20 protein-coding genes are annotated in these 20,654 nt (G+C 66.1%); 15 read left to right on the top strand and 5 right to left on the bottom strand.

Translation table 11 applies throughout. The features are described from left to right. Nucleotides 1-134 precede the first annotated feature (134 nt). Nucleotides 135-902, bottom strand: a complete 768-nt coding sequence (locus ACF8LI_RS28100; protein WP_034400144.1) for a class II glutamine amidotransferase — start codon at nt 900-902, stop codon at nt 135-137. 99 nt (nt 903-1,001) lie between these two features. On the opposite strand from ACF8LI_RS28100, the gene ACF8LI_RS28105 reads away from it, so the two are divergent. After that, entirely contained in the window at nt 1,002-1,670 is a 669-nt protein-coding gene (locus ACF8LI_RS28105) for a hypothetical protein (RefSeq protein ID WP_392414668.1), read from the top strand. A 63-nt stretch (nt 1,671-1,733) separates the two neighbouring features. Here the strand turns inward: ACF8LI_RS28105 and ACF8LI_RS28110 are convergent, their stop codons facing one another. From ACF8LI_RS28110 to ACF8LI_RS28120, 3 genes are all read right to left on the bottom strand, one after another. Further along, the gene (locus tag ACF8LI_RS28110; protein WP_046988857.1) at nt 1,734-1,922 is read right to left on the bottom strand and encodes a 4-oxalocrotonate tautomerase; all 189 of its coding nucleotides are present in this window, start codon (nt 1,920-1,922) and stop codon (nt 1,734-1,736) included. 17 nt (nt 1,923-1,939) lie between these two features. Further along, nucleotides 1,940-2,194, bottom strand: coding sequence for a cysteine-rich CWC family protein (locus ACF8LI_RS28115; RefSeq protein ID WP_013804760.1), 255 nt, complete (start codon nt 2,192-2,194; stop codon nt 1,940-1,942). An 80-nt stretch (nt 2,195-2,274) separates the two neighbouring features. Continuing rightward, the gene (locus ACF8LI_RS28120) at nt 2,275-4,467 is read right to left on the bottom strand and encodes a malate synthase G (protein WP_016450689.1); all 2,193 of its coding nucleotides are present in this window, start codon (nt 4,465-4,467) and stop codon (nt 2,275-2,277) included. A gap of 304 nt (nt 4,468-4,771) precedes the next feature. Here ACF8LI_RS28120 and ACF8LI_RS28125 point away from each other — a divergent pair, with 304 nt between their 5' ends. The 9 genes from ACF8LI_RS28125 to ACF8LI_RS28165 all read left to right on the top strand — a co-directional run bounded on the left by ACF8LI_RS28125 (nt 4,772) and on the right by ACF8LI_RS28165 (nt 13,411). Then, nucleotides 4,772-5,707: a LysR family transcriptional regulator gene (locus tag ACF8LI_RS28125; RefSeq protein ID WP_026062476.1), complete on the top strand. Its 936-nt coding sequence runs from the start codon at nt 4,772-4,774 to the stop codon at nt 5,705-5,707. A 28-nt stretch (nt 5,708-5,735) separates the two neighbouring features. Beyond that, complete coding sequence (locus tag ACF8LI_RS28130) at nt 5,736-6,341, top strand: DUF3016 domain-containing protein (RefSeq protein ID WP_392414669.1); 606 nt, start codon at nt 5,736-5,738, stop codon at nt 6,339-6,341. Nucleotides 6,342-6,470: 129 nt separating this feature from the next. After that, a complete protein-coding gene (locus ACF8LI_RS28135; RefSeq protein ID WP_016450692.1) occupies nt 6,471-6,917 on the top strand; it encodes a DUF2214 family protein in 447 nt (148 codons plus the stop codon). Nucleotides 6,918-6,971: 54 nt separating this feature from the next. Then, nucleotides 6,972-8,669, top strand: coding sequence for an arginine--tRNA ligase (gene argS / locus ACF8LI_RS28140; protein WP_016450693.1), 1,698 nt, complete (start codon nt 6,972-6,974; stop codon nt 8,667-8,669). Nucleotides 8,670-8,689: 20 nt separating this feature from the next. Then, nucleotides 8,690-9,379 (top strand): SPOR domain-containing protein, encoded by a 690-nt coding sequence (locus ACF8LI_RS28145; RefSeq protein WP_043790827.1) that lies wholly within the window; start codon nt 8,690-8,692, stop codon nt 9,377-9,379. Nucleotides 9,380-9,460: 81 nt separating this feature from the next. Continuing rightward, entirely contained in the window at nt 9,461-10,111 is a 651-nt protein-coding gene (locus ACF8LI_RS28150; protein WP_016450695.1) for a thiol:disulfide interchange protein DsbA/DsbL, read from the top strand. 172 nt (nt 10,112-10,283) lie between these two features. Then, on the top strand, nt 10,284-10,946 hold the full coding sequence (gene lptA, locus ACF8LI_RS28155; protein ID WP_016454602.1) for a lipopolysaccharide transport periplasmic protein LptA: 663 nt from the start codon (nt 10,284-10,286) through the stop codon (nt 10,944-10,946). After that, entirely contained in the window at nt 10,943-11,740 is a 798-nt protein-coding gene (lptB, locus tag ACF8LI_RS28160; protein ID WP_016450697.1) for an LPS export ABC transporter ATP-binding protein, read from the top strand. The genes lptA and lptB overlap by 4 nt, the downstream gene beginning before the upstream one ends. Before the next feature lie 54 nt (nt 11,741-11,794). Continuing rightward, nucleotides 11,795-13,411 (top strand): RNA polymerase factor sigma-54, encoded by a 1,617-nt coding sequence (locus ACF8LI_RS28165; RefSeq protein WP_392414670.1) that lies wholly within the window; start codon nt 11,795-11,797, stop codon nt 13,409-13,411. A 21-nt stretch (nt 13,412-13,432) separates the two neighbouring features. On the opposite strand, the gene rtcR is transcribed toward ACF8LI_RS28165, so the two are convergent. Continuing rightward, on the bottom strand, nt 13,433-15,046 hold the full coding sequence (gene rtcR, locus ACF8LI_RS28170) for an RNA repair transcriptional activator RtcR (protein ID WP_392414671.1): 1,614 nt from the start codon (nt 15,044-15,046) through the stop codon (nt 13,433-13,435). A 696-nt stretch (nt 15,047-15,742) separates the two neighbouring features. Between rtcR and ACF8LI_RS28175 the strand changes: the two genes are divergently transcribed. Genes ACF8LI_RS28175 through rtcA form a run of 5 tightly spaced genes read left to right on the top strand, consistent with a single transcriptional unit; the run spans nt 15,743 to nt 20,650 of the window. Next, nucleotides 15,743-16,882 carry a slipin family protein gene (locus ACF8LI_RS28175; protein ID WP_065347447.1) on the top strand — a complete coding sequence of 380 codons (1,140 nt, stop codon included), beginning with the start codon at nt 15,743-15,745 and terminating at the stop codon, nt 16,880-16,882. A gap of 56 nt (nt 16,883-16,938) precedes the next feature. Continuing rightward, on the top strand, nt 16,939-17,436 hold the full coding sequence (locus ACF8LI_RS28180; protein WP_096914549.1) for a hypothetical protein: 498 nt from the start codon (nt 16,939-16,941) through the stop codon (nt 17,434-17,436). Nucleotides 17,437-17,495: 59 nt separating this feature from the next. Then, entirely contained in the window at nt 17,496-18,713 is a 1,218-nt protein-coding gene (locus tag ACF8LI_RS28185; RefSeq protein WP_392414672.1) for an RtcB family protein, read from the top strand. Between the two features lie 53 nt (nt 18,714-18,766). Next, nucleotides 18,767-19,582: a nucleotidyltransferase domain-containing protein gene (locus ACF8LI_RS28190; protein WP_043820034.1), complete on the top strand. Its 816-nt coding sequence runs from the start codon at nt 18,767-18,769 to the stop codon at nt 19,580-19,582. Nucleotides 19,583-19,591: 9 nt separating this feature from the next. Next, complete coding sequence (gene rtcA, locus ACF8LI_RS28195; protein ID WP_392414673.1) at nt 19,592-20,650, top strand: RNA 3'-terminal phosphate cyclase; 1,059 nt, start codon at nt 19,592-19,594, stop codon at nt 20,648-20,650. Nucleotides 20,651-20,654 lie beyond the last annotated feature (4 nt).

Below are 20,654 nucleotides of genomic sequence, written 5' to 3' on the forward strand. Positions count from 1 at the left end.
TTGCATTGGGCTGCAGGAAACGGGGAAACAGGCAGAACAGCCAAAACGGACAGCTCAACGGAACATCCGAAAACGGACAACCCAAAAAAGAGAGCGCTGACGCGCTCTCTTTTTATTCCTGAATGCGCAATGGTTCAAAGCGGCAGGCATTCGCCCTGTACAAAGACCTTGAGTTCGCCCGACTGGATTGAGGTCCAGGTCTCATTCTTGGTCAATGGCGCCGTGACGATGATGGCCACGCGGTCCTGGGGTGTGGTTTCCCGGGCAAAGTCCACGGCCAGGTCTTCATCCGACAGATGGGCCTGGGCAAAGGGGTGGCGTCGTTCGATATAGCACAGGTGCGTGGTGGCATGGGCCCACAGCGCCTCGCCGTTGGACAGCAGGAAATTGAAGGTTCCATGCGGCGAGATGCGCTTGGCCAGCTCGCGCAGCGTGTGGGTGAGTTCCTGCACGCTGGGCAGGCCGGCATGCGACTTCCACAGCTCCTGGAGAATCCAGCAGAAGGCCTGTTCGCTGTCGGTGTTTCCCACCGGGTGGAAGTGGGCATGCAGCTTGGGTGCAAAGCCCTTGAGATCCCCGTTGTGGGCAAAGACCCAGTTGCGACCCCACAGTTCACGCACGAAGGGGTGGCAGTTCTGCAGGCTTACCGCGCCCTGCGTGGCCTTGCGGATGTGGGCGATGACGTTGCGGCTCTTGATCGGGTACTCGCGTATCAGCTTGGCGATGGGCGAGTCGATGGCGCGCTCGTAGCCGACGAAGTGGCGCAGGCCCTTGTCCTCGAAGAAGGCGATGCCCCAGCCGTCCGTATGGTCGCCGGTATTGCCCGCCCGCTGGGTGAACCCCGAGAAGCTGAAGCGCACGTCGGTGGGCGTGTTGCAGTTCATTCCAAGCAGCTGGCACATGGCGGTATCGTTGTTTGCGTAGTTCAAGCCATAGCCTAACGCCTGGCGCGGCAGCTGCAAGCACAATGCGGGGCAACGGCAAAAAAACGGAACACACCCATGCCCATCCTCTGTCTGCATACGGCGCACAGCAACGCCGTGATCTTCGAGCAGGCTGCTGCCGAACTGGGCTGGCCGGCCCACTCAATCGTTCATCAGGTGCATGAGGAACTGCTGTTGGAGGCGGAGGCTGCCGGCGGCATGAATGCGTCGCTTCGGCAGAAAACGGCGGGGCAGCTTGATGCGCTGGCAGACCCTGCCGATATCGATGCCGTGCTGCTGAGCTGCTCGACCCTGGGCCCGGCCGTGGCGGATTGCCGCAGTGGCAAGGTCTGGCGTGCCGATGGCATGCTGGCCCGCAAGGTGGCCGCTGCCTTGCAGAGAGATCCCCAGTCACGCATTGCACTGCTGTGTGCTGCTCCCACGACGTATGAAGCTACGCGCGATCTGTTCATGCAAGCGTTGCTGCCTGGCGATGCACATCTGCGCCTGCAGCTGCAGTGTGTCGAAGGCGCATGGGCGCTTTTCCGTAGAGGCGATCTCTCTGGCTACCAGGCACGGATGACCGATGCCGCTTTTCAAGCCTATGCGGCCGGCGCCGCCCAGGTGGTTTTGACCCAGGTTTCCATGGATGGGGTTGCCAGGTACTGGCAGGCCAGAGACTCCCATCCTGTGCCGTGGACCGTGGCTGCCAGTGCGCTGCAGGCACTTGGAGAAATGCGCAAGTAAAGCTGCAGCTTCATGGCAAAAGGCAGCCGAAGCTGCCTTTTGCATGCGTTGGAGGAAAAGTCCTCAGTTGCGTTCGGACCAGAGCTTGCCGCCCGTGGCCCAGTTTTCGCGCTTGATGTCGGTGATCAGGATGTCCACCGATTCGGGCGAGCCGCCGAGGACTTCTACCGAGACGCGCGTGATCTCTTCGACCAGCTTGCGCTTTTGTTCGACGGTGCGGCCTTCCATCATTTCGACGTGGTACGTGGGCATGTCAATCTCCTCAGGGATCAAGTTCTAGGGGGTTGGGTCGGCGACATCATATCGGCCGACGCGGGCGGTCGAGGCTTGTCGGTGCCAAGTGCGCAGGCGGGGCACAGGCAGGCCTTGTTGCGCAGGGGCTCCGGAATGCGGGCCAATGCATCGGGTGCCACCGGCGTGTCCATGCACCAGCAGTTCAGCGGATCCACGCCCGCAAGAATGGCGCACTGATTGCTGCGGCCGCACAGCGGACACAGGCTGGCATCGGGGGGAGGGGCACTCATCGTGGTTCTGAGTGTAGATCCATGAAAAAAGCACCTCAGGCAAGCCTGGGTGCTTTTTCAAGCGCCGGGCGCCGCCCGCGTCAGGCGGCGGCCTTGACCTTCAGGCGCCAGGCATGCAGCAGGGGCTCGGTGTAGCCGCTGGGTTGCTCCTTGCCCTTGAAGACCAGGTCACAGGCGGCCTGGTAGGCCATCGAGGTGTCGAAGTGGCCGGCCATGGGCTTGTACAGCGCATCGCCCGCGTTCTGCTGGTCGACCACGGCGGCCATGCGCTCGAAGGTCTCGCGCACCTGGGCCTCGGTCACGATGCCGTGCTGAAGCCAGTTGGCGATGTGCTGGCTGGAGATGCGCAGCGTGGCGCGGTCTTCCATCAGGCCCACGTTGTGGATGTCGGGCACCTTGGAGCAGCCCACGCCCTGGTCCACCCAGCGCACCACATAGCCGAGGATGCCCTGGACGTTGTTGTCCAGCTCCTGCTGCTTTTCGGCGGCGCTCCACTTGTCTTCCTTGACCACGGGCACCTGCAGCAGGTCGGCCAGGATGTTGGCGCGCTCGGCGTCGGCATTGGTCTGCTCCAGCTGCTTTTGCACCTCGGCCACGTTGACCTGGTGGTAGTGCAGGGCGTGCAGCGTGGCGGCCGTGGGCGAGGGCACCCAGGCGGTATTGGCGCCGGCCTTGGGGTGGCCGATCTTTTGCTCCAGCATGGCCTTCATCAGGTCGGGCATGGCCCACATGCCCTTGCCGATCTGCGCCTTGCCGCGCAGGCCCAGGCCCAGGCCCACGAGCACGTTGCTGCGCTCATAGGCGGCCAGCCAGGCGCTTCCCTTCATGTCGGCCTTGCGGACCATGGGGCCGGCATACATGGCGGTGTGCATTTCGTCGCCCGTGCGGTCCAGGAAGCCGGTGTTGATGAAGGCCACGCGCGATGCGGCAGCGGCGATGCAGGCCTTGAGGTTGACGCTGGTGCGGCGCTCCTCGTCCATGATGCCCAGCTTGACGGTGTTCTCGGGCAGGCCGAGCACCTTTTCCACGCGGCCGAACAGCTCGCTGGCGAAGGCGGCTTCCGCAGGGCCGTGCATCTTGGGCTTGACGATGTAGACGCTGCCCGTGCGCGAGTTGCGGATGCCGTTGGCGCCCAGACCCTTGATGTCATGGACGGCGATGGCCGTGGTGACCATGGCGTCCAGGATGCCTTCGGGGATTTCCTTGCCGTTGCCCCAGAGGATGGCCGGGTTGGTCATCAGGTGGCCGACGTTGCGAACGAACATCAGCGAACGGCCATGCAGCCTGACGGGCTTGCCGTCGGCGCCGGTGTACTCGCGGTCTGCATTCAGGCCGCGCGTCATGCTCTTTCCGCCCTTGTCGAAGGTCTCGGTCAGCGTGCCCTTGAGGATGCCCAGCCAGTTGGCATAGCCCACCACCTTGTCCTCGGCATCCACGGCCGCCACGGAGTCTTCCAGGTCCAGGATGGTGGACAGGGCGGCTTCGACCACCACGTCGGCCACGCCGGCGGCATCGGTCTGGCCGATGGCCGTGGTCTTGTCGATGCGGATGTCGATATGCAGGCCGTTGTTGAGCAGCAGCACGGAAGAGGGCGCTGCGGCATCACCCTGGTAGCCCACAAACTGGGCGGTGTTCTTCAGGCCCGTGGTGCCGCCGTTCTTGAGCGCGACGACCAGCTGGCCGCCTTCCACGCGGTAGCCGGCGGAATCCTTGTGCGAGCCCGAGGCCAGCGGGGCGGCCTGGTCCAGGAAGTCGCGTGCGAAGGCGATGACCTTGGCGCCGCGAACGGGGTTGTAGCCCTTGCCCTTTTCCGCGCCGCCGTCTTCGCCGATGGCATCCGTGCCGTACAGCGCGTCATACAGCGAACCCCAGCGCGCGTTGGCGGCGTTGAGCGCATAGCGGGCGTTGAGAATGGGCACGACCAGCTGGGGGCCGGCCTGGATGGCCAGTTCCGCATCCACGTTGGTGGTGGTCGCCTTGGCATCCTTGGGCTGCTCGACCAGATAGCCGATCTGCGTCAGGAACTGCTGGTAGCCGGCCATGTCGGTGATGGGGCCGGGATGGGCCTTGTGCCAGGTGTCCAGCTCGGCCTGCAGGCGGTCGCGTTCGGCCAGCAGGGCGGCATTGCGGGGGGCGAGGTCGTTGACGATCTCGTCGAAGCCTTTCCAGAATGCCTCGGGCGCGACACCCGTGCCCGGGAGCACTTGTTCATTGATGAAGCGGTGCAGCTCTGTGGCCACCTGCAGGCTGTGGGCTTGGGTGCGATCGGTCATGGTGGGAACCCCGGTTGGATGGATGGAAAGACTGGCCTGGACCCTTTACGGGCCTGACTATAAGGAATACTTTATTAGATTTATTTGCGTACATAAATAGACCATAAATCTTAAAACTCGTGACTTTTACGCAAAAATGTGGGAAGGTTATGCGCCTGCCAAAACCATCGGAAATTGGCATGTAGCCCGGTGCGAAGGGCAAATGGCAGACAGCCAGTGCCTACTGCGCAAAAAGGCGGACCCCAGGAGACAGGCATGCATGCGCATGCCCCACAAGAACACGGAAAAGAAACGGACAGCAGTCATGGACAAGCTCAAGGCATTCGAGTCATTCGTATCGGTGGCCACGCGCGGCAGCCTCACGGCAGCGGCCAAGGCGGAAGGCGTGGCGCCAGCCATCATGGGGCGGCGGCTGGATGCCTTGGAAGAGCACCTGGGCGTCAAGCTCATGGTGCGGACCACACGCCGCATCTCGCTCACGCACGAGGGCAGCGCTTTTCTCGAGGATTGCCAACGCCTCTTGTCCGATGTGTCCAACGCCGAGGCCAGCGTCAGTGCGGGCGGGGTCAAGGCCACAGGACATCTGCGCATCACGGCGCCGGCAGGCTTTGGTCGGCGGCATGTGGCGCCTCTGGTGCCGCGTTTTCGGGACCTGCACCCCGATGTGACGATTTCCCTGAATCTGAGCGACCGCGTGGTCGATCTGGCCGGTGAGGGCTTTGACTGCGCGGTGCGGGTAGGCGACCTGCCCGACTCGGCCCTGGTCAGCGTGCGCATCGCCGACAACCGGCGCCAGTGCGTGGCCACGCCCTCATATCTGGAGCGCCGCGGCACGCCGCGCCACCCCAGCGAGCTGACCCAGCATGACTGCCTGACGCTGTCCAGCGATGCCTCGCAGACGCGCGGCTGGGCCTTCCGCATTCCGCACCCGGACAGCGGTACCAGCGAAGTCGTGCATTTCAAGCCGGGCGGTCCGCTGGACTGCTCCGACGGCCAGGTGCTGCACGACTGGTGCCTGGGCGGCTGGGGCATTGCCTGGCGCAGCACCTGGGAGGTGGAGGCCGAGATCGCCGCCGGGCGCCTCGTGGCGGTGCTGGAGGAATTTGCGGCCCCACCGAACGGCATCTTCGTGGTCTTTCCCCAGCGCAAGCACATGCCGCTGCGCGTGCGGCTGTGGATCGACTATCTCAAGCACCATTACGAGCAGCCGGAATTCTGGCGTCGAACCCACGCGGCCTGAGCAGGCCGCCCAGCAAGGAGGAATGAGCATGGCAGTGTCGATCGCGAAGAAAGCGATATCCGCAACGCAGGTCGCGCCCCCCGCAAAGCGGCGCTGGATGTGCATGGCGCTGGGCGCCGCCTGCCTGGGGATGGTGGCGGGCTGTGCCGTCCAGGGGCCGGAGCAGGGCAGGGCCGCAGGGGCCCGCCAGGGGGCGGTGCCTGCGGGCATCGTGAGCGTCACCTTTGACGACCCTTCGCGCTTCGACGCCTCGCGCAGCGGTCCCGGGGAGACCGACAAGGCGCGCCGTGCCTGGGTGGACGCACTGGCCCAGTTCCTGGCCGAACGGGCCGCGCCCAGGCTGCCCCAGGGCCAGCGGCTGGAAGTCCACCTCACCGATGTGCAGCGTGCCGGCAGTTTCGAGCCCTGGCGCGGACCCCAGGCCGCCGATGTGCGCATCGTCCGCGATATCTACCCGCCGCGCATCGACCTGCGTTTCAAGCTGCTGGATGCCGACGGAAAGCTGCTGCGCGAGGGCAGCCGCCAACTGCGCGATGCGACCTTCATGATGCGCCCCGACCTGTATCCCAACGATCCCCTGCGCTACGAGAAGACGCTGCTGGATGACTGGTTGCGCGCGGAACTGCCGAAGTAACGACGCAAGAGCCGGCGCGACGGGAGGACCGCAGTGGTCTACCGATTGTCTCGGGCATCCCAATGGCGGTCGCCGTTTCTGGCGTAATGCAGCATGGCCCAAGAGGCTCAATTTCTATACGGATTCCCCATGACGATAGAAGCCATTCTGGCCAGCCTTCACCTGCTGGCCATCCTCACCTTCGTGGTGTTCCTGTCCAGCCAGGCGGCGCTGTGCCGCAGCGAGTGGATGAGTGCCGCCGTGGTCCAGCGCCTGGCGCGGCTGGACATGATCTACGGGCTGGCGGTGGTGTTCCTGGTGCTCACCGGCATTGCGCGCCTGGTGTGGGGCGTCAAGGGCATGTCCTGGTACGTCTCGCAGCCACTGTTTCATCTGAAGATGACTTTGTTCGTGGTCGGCGCCGTGTTGTCGATCAAGCCCACGCTGGCCTTCCGCCGCTGGCGCCGCGCGCTGGATGCCGGCCAGGGCCTGCCCCAGCCTGCCGAGGTGGCCAGCACGCGCCGCTGGGTGATGTGGCAGGCGCATGTGGTGCCTGTGATCGCGGTGGTGGCGGTGTTCTGGGCGCGGGGCATGTAGGCCCGGTTTTCCTGTCTGGCGGCATGGGGCGGGCCTGCCACGTAGAATCCGCCGATGCTCTCCGTCAAACAGGAACTGCTCGCGGCTCTGGCCGGCGAGCTTGAAACTTTGTCGCCCGGCGCCGGTGCCCGTGCCGCTTTCGAATCCCCCAAGGTGGCTGCCCATGGCGATTTCGCCTGCACGGCCGCCATGCAGCTGGCCAAGCCACTCAAGCTCAATCCGCGCGCGCTCGGTGAACAGCTCAAGGCTGCGCTGGAGGCCACGCCGGCTTTCCAGCGCTGGGTCGATGCCATCGAGATCGCCGGCCCCGGCTTTCTGAACATCCGTCTCAAGCCCGCCGCCAAGCAGCAGATCATCCGCGAAGTGCTGGGACAGGCCGAGAAATTCGGCTGGCAGGCCGACCGTGGCGCCAAGATGCTGGTTGAGTTCGTCTCCGCCAACCCCACCGGCCCGCTGCACGTGGGCCATGGCCGCCAGGCCGCGCTGGGCGATGCCATCTGCAACCTCTATGCCACCCAGGGCTGGGGCGTGCACCGCGAGTTCTACTACAACGACGCGGGCGTGCAGATCGACACGCTGACCAAGAGCACGCAGCTGCGCGCCAAGGGCTTCAAGCCCGGCGACGAATGCTGGCCCATCGATCCCGAGAATCCGGAAAGCAAGGCCTTCTACAACGGCTCCTACATCCAGGACATCGCAGACGATTTCAAGGCCTGCAAGACCGTCAAGGCCGATGACCGCGAATTCACGGCCAACGGCGATGTCGAGGACTACGACAACATCCGCCAGTTCGCCGTCGCCTATCTGCGCAACGAGCAGGACAAGGACCTGCAGGCCTTCAACCTGCACTTTGACGAGTACTACCTCGAATCCAGCCTCTACACCAACGGCCATGTCGAGGACGCGGTGCAGCGCCTGATCGCGGGCGGGCACACCTACGAACTCGACGGCGCGCTCTGGCTCAAGTCCACCGACTACGGTGACGACAAGGACCGCGTGATGCGCAAGCAGGACGGCAACTACACGTACTTCGTGCCCGATGTCGCCTACCACATCCAGAAGTTCAAGCGTGGCTACTCCAAGGTCGTCAACATCCAGGGCACGGACCACCACGGCACCATCGCACGCGTGCGCGCCGGCCTGCAGGCCGCCGACGTGGGCATTCCGGCCGGCTATCCCGACTATGTGCTGCACACCATGGTGCGCGTGGTGCGCGGCGGCGAGGAAGTCAAGATCAGCAAGCGCGCCGGCTCCTACGTCACGCTGCGCGACCTGATCGAGTGGACCAGCAAGGATGCGGTGCGCTTCTTCCTGCTGTCCCGCAAGCCCGACACCGAGTACACCTTCGACGTGGACCTGGCCGTGGCCCAGAACAATGACAACCCCGTGTACTACGTGCAGTACGCCCATGCGCGCATCTGCTCGGTGCTGGCAGCCTGGGGCGGCGATGCGGACACGCTCAAGGACGTGGACCTGTCGGCGCTGGAAGGCCCGCAGGCCCAGGCGCTGATGCTGCAGCTGGCCAAGTACCCGGCCATGCTGACTTCGGCCGCAGAAGGCAATGCGCCCCACGACGTGACCTTCTACCTGCGTGAACTGGCCTCGCTGTACCACAGCTACTACGACGCGGAACGCATCCTGGTGGACGATGAAAAGGTCAAGCTCGCCCGCCTGGCGCTGATCTCGGCCACGCGCCAGGTATTGCACAATGGCCTGGCAGTGCTGGGCGTCTCGGCCCCGCAACGCATGTAACTTCGAGCGACAAGCCATCTATGAAGACACAGCAACGTGGGGGCACCGTCATCGGTCTCATCATCGGCATGATCGTCGGGCTGGCAGCAGCCCTGGCCGTCGCCGTCTATGTGACCAAGGTGCCCGTGCCCTTTCTCTCCAAGGGCGGCAAGACGGCCGACCAGGACGCGGCAGAGGCCCAGCGCAACAAGAACTGGGACCCCAACGCACCGCTGCAGGGCAAGAACCCGGCGCCGCCACCACCGGCTGCCGTCACGCCCAGCCTCCCCGGCAGCACCACGCCAGCAGCGCCCACCCCGCCCGCCGTGGCCGGCGGCGTGACGCCGCCGCCCGCGCCCGTGGACCCGGCCAAGCCGCCCGCCAAGCCCGACACCAAGACCGATGGCAAGACCTCCGCCGACCCGCTGGGTGATCTGGTGAAGGCGCGTTCCGCCGCTGCCGAGAAGACGGAAAAAGCCGAAAAGGCCGAGGCTGCCTTCAACTACTTCGTGCAGGCCGGCGCCTTCCGCAGCCAGGGCGATGCCGATGCGCAGCGGGCCAAGCTGGCCATGCTGGGATGGGAGGCGCGCGTGAGCGAGCGAGAGCAAAACGGCATCACCATCTTCCGCGTGCGCGTGGGTCCGTTCACCAAGCGCGACGATGCCGAGCAACTCAAGCAAAAGCTCGATGGCGCCGGGGTCGAGTCCACGCTGGTGCGCGCCGCACGCTGAAACAGCGTTGAGCAAGAGCGCTGAACTTTTTGGCAAACCCCAGCCTCCTAATCTGCAGCATTGAACGAGGAGTTTGTTTTGATGAATCGCCGCGACTTTTCCCTGGCTGCCTCGGCAGCCGCTGCCAGCGCGCTGACGCTGGGCACCTCCGCCGCACAGGCCCAGGCGGCAGCGCCCAAAGAGGGCAAGGACTACATCAAGCTGGCCAAGCCCGCACCCACCAGCGCCGGCGCCGGCAAGGTCGAGGTGGTCGAGTTCTTCTGGTACAGCTGCCCGCACTGCAATGCATTCGAGCCCACCTTTGCCGCCTGGAAGAACCAGGCGCCGGCCGACGTGGTCGTGCACCGCGTGCCCGTGGCATTCAACGCCAGCTTCGTGCCCCAGCAAAAGCTGTACTACGCCTTTGAAGGCATGAACCTGCTGGACACCATGCATGCGCGCGCCTTCCACGCCATCCATGTGGAACGCAACCGCCTGGCCAAGGACGACGAGATCTTCGCCTGGGTGGGCAAGCAGGGCGTGGACGTGGCCAAGTTCAAGGAGGTCTACAACTCCTTCACGGTCTCCAACCAGGTGCGCAAGGCCACCCAGCTGCAGCAGGACTATGACGTGGAAGGCGTGCCGGCCATGGGCGTGGCGGGCCGCTACTACACCGATGGCACCAAGGCCGGGAACATGACCAATGTGCTGCGCGTGGTCGATCAGCTGATCGCCACCAGCCGCAAGGGCTGAGGTAGGGGCCTCGGCCCAGACCACCCGTGACAGGCCCGCCATTGAGCGGGCCTGTCGCTTTTGGAAACCTCTTTTTGTGCCTTCGTGTCAGCGCTTTGCCCCCCGGCTTGAAAGACGCCAGGAACGGTTGCGCGCGACACCCCCTACAATGGATGCAAGAAGCGTGCCCTCCATGAAACAACGACTTTCCCCCCTCCTGCTCGCAGCCGCCCTGGCGGCTTTCGCCGGTTTGGCCCAGGCCGAAAAGGCCGACAGCACCAAGCCCATGAACATCGAGGCTGACGCGCTGCGCCATGACGAACTCAAGCAGACCAGCGTCTTCACCGGCAACGTGGTGATGACCAAGGGCACCATCGTGCTGCGCGGTGCCCAGCTCGACGTGCGCCAGGACCCCGAAGGCTTTCAGTACGGCGTGGTCACGGCCGAAGCGGGCAAGCGCGCCTTCTTCCGCCAAAAGCGCGACACCGTTCCCGGCCAGCCCGAGGAATTCGTGGAAGGCGAGGGCGAGGTCATCGAATACGACGGCAAGGCCGATCTCGTGAAGTTCATTCGCCGCGGCGAACTGCGGCGCTATCGCGGCGGCCAGCTCAGCGACGAGATCACGGGCTCCATCATCGTCTACAACAACCTCACCGACGTGTTCACCGTCGATGGGCAAAAGACCAGCGGCGGCCAGCCCAGCTCCACCGCCGGCCAGGGCGGGCGCGTGCGCGCCGTGCTGGCGCCCAAGGAGGGCACACCGGGCTCGCAGCCGCGCGCTCCCGCCGCAGGCGCGCCGGGCACATCCCTGCAGCCCAGCAACACCCTGGACAGCCTTGGTGGTACCAAGCGATGAGTACCGAGGCCTCAGCCCCCGCTGCCCACGCTTCCTCCCCACGCGCCGAACAGGGCAGCAGCCTGCAGGCGCGCCATCTGGCCAAGTCCTACGGCAGCCGCAAGGTGGTCAAGGACGTGTCGCTGTCCGTGAAGAAGGGCGAGGTCGTGGGCCTGCTGGGCCCCAACGGCGCGGGCAAGACCACCTCGTTCTACATGATCGTGGGCCTGGTGCGCAGCGACGGCGGCGACATCTTCATCGACGGACAGGCCGTGGGAAACATGCCCATCCACCAGCGCTCGCGCCTGGGCCTGTCCTACCTGCCGCAAGAGGCATCGATCTTTCGCAAGCTCAGCGTCGAGGACAACGTGCGCGCCGTGCTGGAGCTGCAAAGGGATGAGCAGGGCCGGCCGCTGGCGCGCAGCGTCATCGAGGAGCGCCTGACGGCGCTGCTGCAGGAACTGCGCGTGGACCATCTGCGCGCATCGCCCGCGCTGGCGCTGTCGGGTGGCGAACGCCGCCGCGTCGAGATTGCACGTGCCCTGGCCACGCAGCCGCGTTTCATCCTGCTGGACGAGCCCTTCGCCGGCATCGACCCCATCGCCGTGATCGAGATCCAGCGCATCATCGGCTTTCTCAAGGCGCGCGGCATCGGCGTGCTCATCACCGACCACAACGTGCGCGAGACGCTGGGCATCTGCGACCATGCCTTCATCATCAGCGACGGCCATGTGCTGGCCCAAGGCACACCCGAGGAGATCGTGGACAACGCCGAAGTGCGGCGCGTCTACCTCGGCGAACACTTCCGGATGTAGCGCCATGCCCTGCCTGGCCCGTCTGCGAGATTGCCTGCGCGAAGGAGCTGCCGCTTGAAGCCCGGACTGTCGCTGCGCGTCTCCCAGCATCTTTCGCTCACCCCGCAACTGCAGCAGTCGATACAGCTGCTGCAGCTGTCCACGCTGGAGCTGGCGCAGGAAGTGGAGCAGATGCTGGGCGACAACCCCTTCCTGGAGCTGGCGAACGACGACGGCGACCACGAAGCGGCAAGCAGCGCCCCGGAGCCTGCGGCGCCCGGCGCCGACGCCGCGGACTCCTTCCAGGAAAGCCGTGCGGACCAGCCATCGGCTGCGGTGGAATGGGAGGCGCCGTCGGACACATCCTCCGGCGATGCCGTCGAGACCTCCGGCACGGCCGAATCCCTGAGCTGGGAAGGCGATGGCCAGACCAACTCGGGCAACGACGACCGCGACTGGGGCAGCGATGCGCCTTCCAGCCGCACGCGCGGCCAGGGTGACGATGACGAGACCGATGCCACCGAGCTGGCACGCAGCGCAGAAAGCCTGACCGACCATCTGCACCGCCAGGCCCTGAGCCTGCGCCTGGGCGAGGTGGATCGTGCCGCGCTGCGCTTTCTGATCGAGAACCTCAACGACGACGGCTACCTGGAAGACCCGCTCGACGAGCTGGCACAGGGCCTGGCGGGCGACAACCTGGAGGAGTGCGAGGAACTGGTGCACCGCTTCACCGTGGCGCTGCGCCTGTTGCAAAGCCTGGAGCCGGTGGGCGTGGGCGCGCGCGACCTGGCCGAATGCCTGACGCTGCAGCTGCGCGACCAACTGGCCGATGCCGAGCGCGAAGGCGACGGCAGTGCCGAGGACGAAGATCGGCAGGCCGTGCTGCGCACCGCGCTGGACATCTGCGCCCAGCCCATGGACCTGCTGGCGCGGCGTGACCTGCGCAAGCTCGCCAGCCTGTGCGGCGCGCGCGAGGAGCGGCTGCGCGAGGCGATGGTCCTGATCGCCCGGCTGGAGCCGCGCCCGGGCCGGCGCTTCGCCGACGTGCAGCGCCAGATCGTCGTGCCCGATGTCATCGTGCGCCCGGTGCGCATGGGTGCGGGACGCATGGAGTTCAGCGTGCAACTCAACCCCGATGTCATGCCCAAGCTGCGCGTGCACGACATCTATGCCAGCGCGCTGCGCAGCCACCGGGGCAGCGAAGGCCATGCGGCGCTGCAGCAGCGGCTGCAGGAGGCGCGCTGGTTCATCAAGAACATCCAGCAGCGCTTCGACACCATCCTGCGCGTGTCGCAGACCATCGTGGAGCGCCAGAAGAACTTCTTCGTGCATGGCGAGCTGGCCATGCGCCCGCTGGTGCTGCGCGACATTGCCGATGCGCTGGGCCTGCATGAGTCCACCATCAGCCGCGTGACCACGGCCAAGTACATGGCCACGCCGCAGGGCACCTACGAACTCAAGTATTTCTTCGGCTCGGGCCTGGGCACCGAGGCGGGCGGCAACGCGTCGAGCACGGCCGTGCGCGCGCTCATCAAGCAGTTCGTCGCAGCCGAGGACCCCAGGAAGCCGCTGTCGGACAACCAGCTGGCCGACATGCTCAAGGAGCAGGGCATCGAATGCGCACGGCGCACCGTGGCCAAGTACCGCGAGCTGCTCAAGATCCCGCCGACCACGCTGCGCAAGGCGCTGTAGCCGCGCAGGGCGCGCACGCTCTCAGGCCGCAGGCGCGCGGCCGGCCACGTCATCCCATTTGAGGCCGAATTTCAGCAGGTACTTGCGCAGGCGGTCGGCATCGTTGACCACGCTGCGCTGGGTGCGTGACTGGTCGAACAGGCGGCGCCCCGCATCGGACAGCGAGGGCGACTCCCGGCACACGCGCAGCACCGCTTCGAGCTGCATGCGGTCGAACAGATCCAGCGGCTCCAGCACTTCGGCAGACAGCAGGCTTTGCAGGCTGGCGCCGGCCGGTTGCACGGCATCGCCTCGTTGCCACAGCCACTTCAGGCGCTGTATCTCGGCATCGACCAGGGCCGTGGAGATGCGCCCCCCGTCGGCCAGCGTGGCCAGGCGCGTCATGCTGGCCGACAGGTCGCGGAAGTTGCCGCTCCACAGCGCCTCGGGCGAGCGCGCAAAGCGCAGATAGCGCTCGCGGGCCTCTACGTTGAAGCGCACCATCTGGCCGGTCTCGTCGGCCGAGCGCGCGAGCAGGTGGTCCATGTTGGGTTCGATGTCCTCGGGGCGCCCGGCCAGGCCCGGCAGCGCGTAGGACCACAGGTTGATGCGCGCGAACAGATCCTCGCGAAAGCGCCCCTGCGCCACGTCGATGCGCAGGTCGCGGTGCGTGCCGGCGACCAGCTGGAAGTCGCTGCTGACCTCGCGGTCGCTGCCCATGGGATAGAAGCGCTTTTCCTCCACCGCCTTGAGCAGCATGGCCTGTTCGTCCAGGCCCAGCTCGCCGATTTCGTCCAGGAACAGCACGCCCTGGTGCGCGCTGCGCAGCAGGCCGGCGCGGTCGGCCGCAGCGCCCGTGAACGCGCCCTTCTTGTGGCCGAACAGCACCGAGGCCGCGCCATCGCCGCGCAGCGTGGCGCAATTGACCTCGACGAACTCGCCCTGCACCTGGTGCCTGGCCTTCTTCAACTCGTACATGCGCCGCGCCAGGTGCGATTTGCCCGCACCCGTGGGACCCGTGAGCAGGATGGGCGCGCGCGAGCGCACGGCCACGCGCTCGATCTCGTCGATCAGCGCGTTGAAGCCTGCATTGCGCGTGGCGATGCCGCTCTTGAGAAATTGCACGGCCTCGCTCTGCTCGGCGCCGAAGCGCTGGGCGATCACGTCGTAGCGCGACAGGTCCAGGTCGATCAGCGCATAGCTGCCCGGGTCGCCCATGCGCTGGCGCCGGGGCGGCGAGGTCTGGGCCAGCACGCCGGGAATGCGACGCGACTCCACCAGCAGGAACAGGCAGATCTGTGCCACGTGCGTGCCCGTGGTGATGTGGGTCCAGTACTCCTCGCGCTTGGGGGCGAAGCGATAGGCCTGCGTCCAGTCGAACAGCCGCGCATAGACCTCGCCGAAATCCCAGGGATCGGCAATGTCCATGGGCACGAGGTTCACCTGGGTCTCGGGCGATGCCGTGGCGATGTCGCCCTGCAGCAGCTGCGCCAGGGCCAGATGGGGCGGCGTGTAGAGCAGCTCCAGCCGCTCCACCACCAGATCCTCGTGCTGCATGAGGGAGAGGGTCGGCCGCCATTTTTCCCAGCGCCCCGCGCCCCTGCCGGAGTCCAGCTGCGTACCCAGAAAGCCGATGACGACCTTTTTCTTTTCCATGTTTTGGCTAGTTGAATAGCTGAAATTCTAGTTTCTTTGGGATGTTGATGAAGAAGAAAAAAAGGCGGTTGGAAATTTGCTCAATGAAATCAAGGCATTGAAGAATTTCCGGGTTCTTTGCCACAGGCTGGCACGCATCTCGCAATAACCAAGGCATCCAGTGCAGGCGGTGACCGCTCACAGGCCGGGGTTGGGGCAAACGCCCGCCCCGCCGGTGCGGGAAGTCCGGGCCCCCAGGGGCTTGTCGATTTCCCGCATGCCGCACGCCGCAAGCGCTGGGTGACGGCAAGGTTGTGGAAACCGTCCCGCAAGGGACGTCTGGTTCGACTCCAGGCTTGCCAGCCACTGGTAGCTCAGTCTGGTAGAGCACCCTCGCAAGAGGACTGTCGCAGGTTCGATTCCTGTCCACTCTTCCGGCCGCAAGGCCGGGCTATTGAAACGGTCGAAAGACCACCCGCCGAACGCGGGAGGTGGCCGCCGGGTTGCGATGCAGCCCCAGGCCGCCCCCCGTCAGCGGCGGCGGCTGTGCCAGGTCCCGGCACGGTCCGCGCCCGCAGCCAGCCACGCTGCAACCTGTTTCCAGGGTTGCCGCCACGGCGCACTGCAAGGCCCGGGCCGTGCCCCCTGGAACCCCGCCGCTGCTGTAACGGCACCCCTATTGATTGCGGCGAAGACGCCGAACGAGGAGAAGAAGAAATGCTGAAGATCCAACGCATCACCGTCAAGAAGAACGAACGCGCCCTGCTGCTGCGCAATGGCGATTTCGAGCGCGTGCTGCACAGCGGCCGGCACTGGCTGTTTGCCGGCACCGACCAGCTGCGCGTGGAAACCTTTGCCCTGGAGCAGCCCGCCTTCACGCACGGTCTGGCCGACTACCTGATGGCGCAGGAGCCCGCCGTGGTGGCCGCCGAATTCCTGCGCGTGGAACTGTCCGAGACCGAGGCGGGCCTGCGCAGCGAAAACGGCGTGCTGGTCGAGATCCTGCCGCCCGGCACGCGCCGTCTGTACTGGAAGGGACTGGTGGATGTGAGCGTGCAGGTGGTCGACCTGCAGGCCGGCGCCGAGCTGCCCGCCACCCTGGCGGCGCGCCTGACCCAGACGCAGCTGCGCCAGCGCAGCGTGTCCGGCCTCAACGGTGTGCTGCAGGTGCAGGTGCCCGCAGGCCAGTGCGCGCTGCTGACCATCGACGGAAAGGTGGACCGCCTGCTGCAGGCCGGCAGCCATGCGTTCTGGAAGTTCGGCCGCAGCATTGCCGTGGAGCTGGTGGATCTGCGCCTGCAGGCTGTCGAGGTCTCGGGCCAGGACATCATGACCCGCGACAAGGTGAGCCTGCGCCTGAACCTGAGCGCCACCTATCGCCACACCGACGTTCTGCGCGCCTTTGCCCAGCTGCAAAAGCCCGCCGAGCACCTGTACCGCGAACTGCAGTTCGCGCTGCGCGCCGCCGTGGGCACCCGCACGCTCGATGAGCTGCTGGAGAACAAGACGGTGATCGATGACGTGGTGACCGCGCACATGGCGGCCAAGCTGCAGCCCTTCGGCATGGTGGTGGAGAGCGTGGGCGTGAAGGACATCGTGCTGCCCGGCGAGATGAAGGCCATCCTGACCCAGGTGGTGCAGGCCGAAAAACAGGCCCAGGCCAACGTGATCCGCCGCCGCGAGGAAACGGCGGCCACCCGCTCGCTGCTCAACACCGCCAAGGTCATGGAGGACAACCCCGTGGCCCTGCGCATGAAGGAGCTGGAGACGCTGGAACGCGTGGCCGAGCGCATCGACAAGATCTCCGTGTTCGGCGGGCTGGATCAGGTGCTCAACGGGCTGGTGAAGATGCGTTGACCGGCAGGCTGGTCGGGGCACAACGGACAACGAAGAAACTAAAGAGAGGTACGGCCATGGCCGCATTCGAAGAACTATGGAGCTATGAGGTGGGCAAGGCGGGCTGGGCGACGTTGAAGTTCAGCACGCCCGAGGAGGAACTGGTGTGTGCCGTGTCCTACCTGCACGATTCGCTGGGTGATCTGGCCGCCATGGCGTTGGCTTTGGCCAAGGGCGCGCACCGGGCTGCCGCCGTGTTCATGGACGAGCCCGGCGAAGTGCACCTGAGCATGGAGGGTGACCACGACACCCTTTCATACGAGCTGCGGCAGTACGCGGACTGGGCCAGCTGGGGCATCACCGCCATGGATGACTATGAAGTGCTGGCCCGTGGGCAGGTGGCCCGCGAGGACGTGGTGCGCAGCGTGTACCGCGTGCTGGACGGTATTTATTGCGGCATGGGTGTAGAGGAATACAGAAAGCGCTGGCTGGAGCATGAATTCCCGCTGCGGGACTATCAAAGCCTGGGCAGCGCCATCCGCAAGCGGGACCTGTCTCGCCTGATGCGTGGATGAGCCGCGCGGCAGCAAGACCTAAACAAGACGAACAGACAAGAAGACTGAAGGACAACGCAATGAACTACCTGCAACACAACGTGGACAACGGCGTCCCCATCAAGATGTGGACCAAGGGCGTACCCGTGGAGGACGAGGCGCGCAAGCAGCTGGAGAACGCCGCGCGCCTGCCCGTGGTGTTCAAGCATGTCGCGGCCATGCCCGATGTGCACCTGGGCATAGGCGCCACCGTGGGCTCGGTGATCCCGACCATCAAGGCCATCATCCCGGCGGCCGTGGGCGTGGACATCGGCTGCGGAATGATGGCTGCCAAGACCACGCTGCGCGCCGAGGACCTGCCCGACAACCTGGGCCCGCTGCGCTCGGCCATAGAGCAGGCCGTGCCGCATGGCTCGGTGCCGCGCCACCGGGGCCGTGATCCGGGCAGCTGGGAGAACCCGCCCGTGTCGGTGGACCAGGTCTGGGCCACGCTGGCCGATGAGTTCGACCTGCTGTGCGAGCTGCATCCGCGCCTGGCCAACACCAACAACCGCAAGCACCTGGGAACGCTGGGCAGCGGCAACCACTTCATCGAGATCTGCCTGGACGAGGCGGGCTTCGTGTGGTTCATGCTGCACTCGGGCTCGCGCGGCGTGGGCAATGCCATCGGCACCCATTTCATCGAGCTGGCCAAGAAGGATGCAGAACTGCATCAGCGCAACCTGCCCGACAAGGACCTGGCCTATTTCGAGGAAGGGGCCCGCTACTTTGGCGACTATGTGCGCGGCGTGTCCTGGGCGCAGAAGTTCGCCATGCGCAACCGCGAGGTGATGATGGCCAACCTCATCGCCACGGTGCGCAAGGTGATCGCCAAGCCCTTCGAGTCGCATGTGGAGGCGGTGAACTGCCACCACAACTACGTGCAGCAGGAGCGCCATTTCGGCCAGGACGTGTTCATCACCCGCAAGGGCGCGGTGAGCGCGCGGCGCGGTGAGCTGGGCATCATCCCGGGCAGCATGGGCGCGCGCAGCTATATCGTGCGCGGCCTGGGCAACCCGGAGAGCTTCGAGAGCTGCAGCCACGGTGCAGGCCGCGTGATGAGCCGGACCAAGGCCAAGAAGATGTTCAGCGTGGAGGACCACATCAAGGCCACCGAGGGCGTGGAATGCCGCAAGGATGCGAATGTGGTGGACGAGATTCCCATGGCCTACAAGGACATCGATGCGGTCATGGCCGCGCAGCAGGATCTGGTCGAGGTGGTGCACACCCTGAAGCAAGTGGTGTGCGTGAAAGGGTGAGTGGATGAGGGCCCCGGGCTCTCATCCTCCAGAACAGAAAGCAGGATGAGAGCATGAGGGAAGAGAAGGTATTGAGCGCGCATCCGGTCTCCGATGCCATGCGCGCCACGGTGCTGGCCAACCTGGCCGAGGTGGAGCGCAGGCACGAGGTCACGGTGCTGTTTGCCTGCGAGTCGGGCAGCCGCGGCTGGGGCTTTGCCTCGCCCGACAGCGACTATGACGTGCGCTTCATCTATGTCCACCGCCTGCCCTGGTATCTGACGGTGGCGCCGGGCCGCGATGTCATAGAGCAGCCGCTCAGCGGCGAGCTCGATGTCAGCGGCTGGGAGCTGCGCAAGGCGCTAGGGCTGCTGCGCGCCTCCAACCCCACGCTGCTCGAATGGCTGCGCTCGCCCGTGGTCTACCGGCAGGAGCAGCCCTGGGCCGAGCGCCTGCATCTGCTGGCCGAGCAGGGCTTTTCGCCGGTGCGCGGCTACCACCACTACGTGGCCATGGCGCGCAAGAACCTGCGCGCCCACCTGCAGGGTGATGTGGTGCGCTACAAGAAGTACTTCTACGTGCTGCGCCCCTTGCTGGCCGCGCGCTGGATACGCGAGGGGCGTGGTGCGCCGCCCATGCGCTTTGCGCAGCTGGCGGCGGGCACGCTGGAGGATGCAGGCCTGCTGGCCGAGCTCAATGAGCTGCTGGAGCTCAAGATGCGCCTGGGCGAGGCCGCCAAGGGGCCGCGCCGGGTGCGGGTCCATGATTTCCTGGAGCGCGAGCTGGCCCATGCCATGGCCCATGCGCCCGATCCGGGGGAGCAGGCCGATGCGGCGCCGCTGGACCGCTATCTGCGGGATGCCGTGGCGCGCTTTGGCGGCAATGAATGAAAGAGAAAAATGAAAGTGATCGAGATCGACGGCTCCGCCGGGGAGGGCGGAGGCCAGATGCTGCGCAGCGCGCTGGCGCTGTCCATGTGCACGGGCCAGCCCTTTGCCATGCAGCGCATCCGTGCCGGGCGCGCCAAGCCGGGCCTGATGCGCCAGCACCTGGCCTGCGTCAATGCCGCCGCCGAAATCTGCGGCGCGCAGATGCAGGGCGCCGAGATGAATTCGCAGGCGCTGCAATTCACACCGGGGCCGGTGCGTGCGGGCGATTACCGCTTCGTCATCGCCTCGGCGGGCAGTTGCACCCTGCTGCTGCAGACGCTGTGGCCCGCGCTGATGCTGGCCGATGGCGAAAGCCGCCTGACCCTGGGCGGCGGCACCCACAACCCGGCCGCGCCGCCCTTCCATTTCCTGGAGCGCAGCTATGCGCCGCTGCTGCACAGGCTGGGCGCGCGCTGCGAACTGCGGCTGCGCCGGCTTGGCTTTTATCCGGCCGGTGGCGGCGAGATGGACGTGACGATCACGCCGGCAGCCAATGGGCTTGTGCCTTTCGATATCACCGAACGCGGCGCCCCCGTGGCCAGCCATGCCGAATGCTTTGCGCCCGCGCTGCCACGTGCGGTGGCCCAGCGCGAACTGGACCATCTGGGCCAGGCCCTGGGCTGGTCTGGCGAGCAGCTGCAGGTGGCTGCCGTGCGCCAGAACGAGGGGCCGGGCAACGCGCTGCTGGCCACGCTGGCCTATGAGCACCTGAGCGAAGTGTTCACGCAGTTCGGCATGAAGAGCGTCAGCGCCGAAAAGGTGGCGCATGACCTGGCGCGCGAGGTACGCCGCCACCAGGGCAGCCGGGCCGCGCTGGGCCCGTACCTGGCCGACCAATGGGCCCTGCCGCTGGCGCTGGCCGTCTGGCGCAGCGGGCGCGCTGCCAGCTACACCTGCACGGAACTGACGCCGCATGCGCGCAGCAATTTCGAGGTGATCGAGCGCTTTGTGCCTGTGCGCTTTGTGCCCGTGCGCTTTACCACGGACGCAACGGGCGACGGCTGGCGTGTTTCGCTCTCGCCAGCCTGAGCGG

Source organism: Delftia sp. WSY_12 (genome assembly GCF_043104645.1).
GTDB lineage: Bacteria > Pseudomonadota > Gammaproteobacteria > Burkholderiales > Burkholderiaceae_C > Comamonas > Comamonas tsuruhatensis.

Coding starts and splice junctions, on each gene's coding strand:
- ACF8LI_RS28110 (WP_046988857.1), bottom strand. CDS start 1,922: ATGCCCACGTACCACGTCGAAATGATGGAAGGCCGCACCGTCGAACAA.
- ACF8LI_RS28180 (WP_096914549.1), top strand. CDS start 16,939: ATGGCCGCATTCGAAGAACTATGGAGCTATGAGGTGGGCAAGGCGGGC.
- ACF8LI_RS28105 (WP_392414668.1), top strand. CDS start 1,002: ATGCCCATCCTCTGTCTGCATACGGCGCACAGCAACGCCGTGATCTTC.
- rtcA (WP_392414673.1), top strand. CDS start 19,592: ATGAAAGTGATCGAGATCGACGGCTCCGCCGGGGAGGGCGGAGGCCAG.
- ACF8LI_RS28120 (WP_016450689.1), bottom strand. CDS start 4,467: ATGACCGATCGCACCCAAGCCCACAGCCTGCAGGTGGCCACAGAGCTG.
- ACF8LI_RS28175 (WP_065347447.1), top strand. CDS start 15,743: ATGCTGAAGATCCAACGCATCACCGTCAAGAAGAACGAACGCGCCCTG.
- lptB (WP_016450697.1), top strand. CDS start 10,943: ATGAGTACCGAGGCCTCAGCCCCCGCTGCCCACGCTTCCTCCCCACGC.
- ACF8LI_RS28125 (WP_026062476.1), top strand. CDS start 4,772: ATGGACAAGCTCAAGGCATTCGAGTCATTCGTATCGGTGGCCACGCGC.
- rtcR (WP_392414671.1), bottom strand. CDS start 15,046: ATGGAAAAGAAAAAGGTCGTCATCGGCTTTCTGGGTACGCAGCTGGAC.
- ACF8LI_RS28100 (WP_034400144.1), bottom strand. CDS start 902: ATGTGCCAGCTGCTTGGAATGAACTGCAACACGCCCACCGACGTGCGC.
- ACF8LI_RS28190 (WP_043820034.1), top strand. CDS start 18,767: ATGAGGGAAGAGAAGGTATTGAGCGCGCATCCGGTCTCCGATGCCATG.
- ACF8LI_RS28135 (WP_016450692.1), top strand. CDS start 6,471: ATGACGATAGAAGCCATTCTGGCCAGCCTTCACCTGCTGGCCATCCTC.
- ACF8LI_RS28150 (WP_016450695.1), top strand. CDS start 9,461: ATGAATCGCCGCGACTTTTCCCTGGCTGCCTCGGCAGCCGCTGCCAGC.
- ACF8LI_RS28145 (WP_043790827.1), top strand. CDS start 8,690: ATGAAGACACAGCAACGTGGGGGCACCGTCATCGGTCTCATCATCGGC.
- ACF8LI_RS28130 (WP_392414669.1), top strand. CDS start 5,736: ATGGCAGTGTCGATCGCGAAGAAAGCGATATCCGCAACGCAGGTCGCG.
- argS (WP_016450693.1), top strand. CDS start 6,972: ATGCTCTCCGTCAAACAGGAACTGCTCGCGGCTCTGGCCGGCGAGCTT.
- ACF8LI_RS28115 (WP_013804760.1), bottom strand. CDS start 2,194: ATGAGTGCCCCTCCCCCCGATGCCAGCCTGTGTCCGCTGTGCGGCCGC.
- lptA (WP_016454602.1), top strand. CDS start 10,284: ATGAAACAACGACTTTCCCCCCTCCTGCTCGCAGCCGCCCTGGCGGCT.
- ACF8LI_RS28185 (WP_392414672.1), top strand. CDS start 17,496: ATGAACTACCTGCAACACAACGTGGACAACGGCGTCCCCATCAAGATG.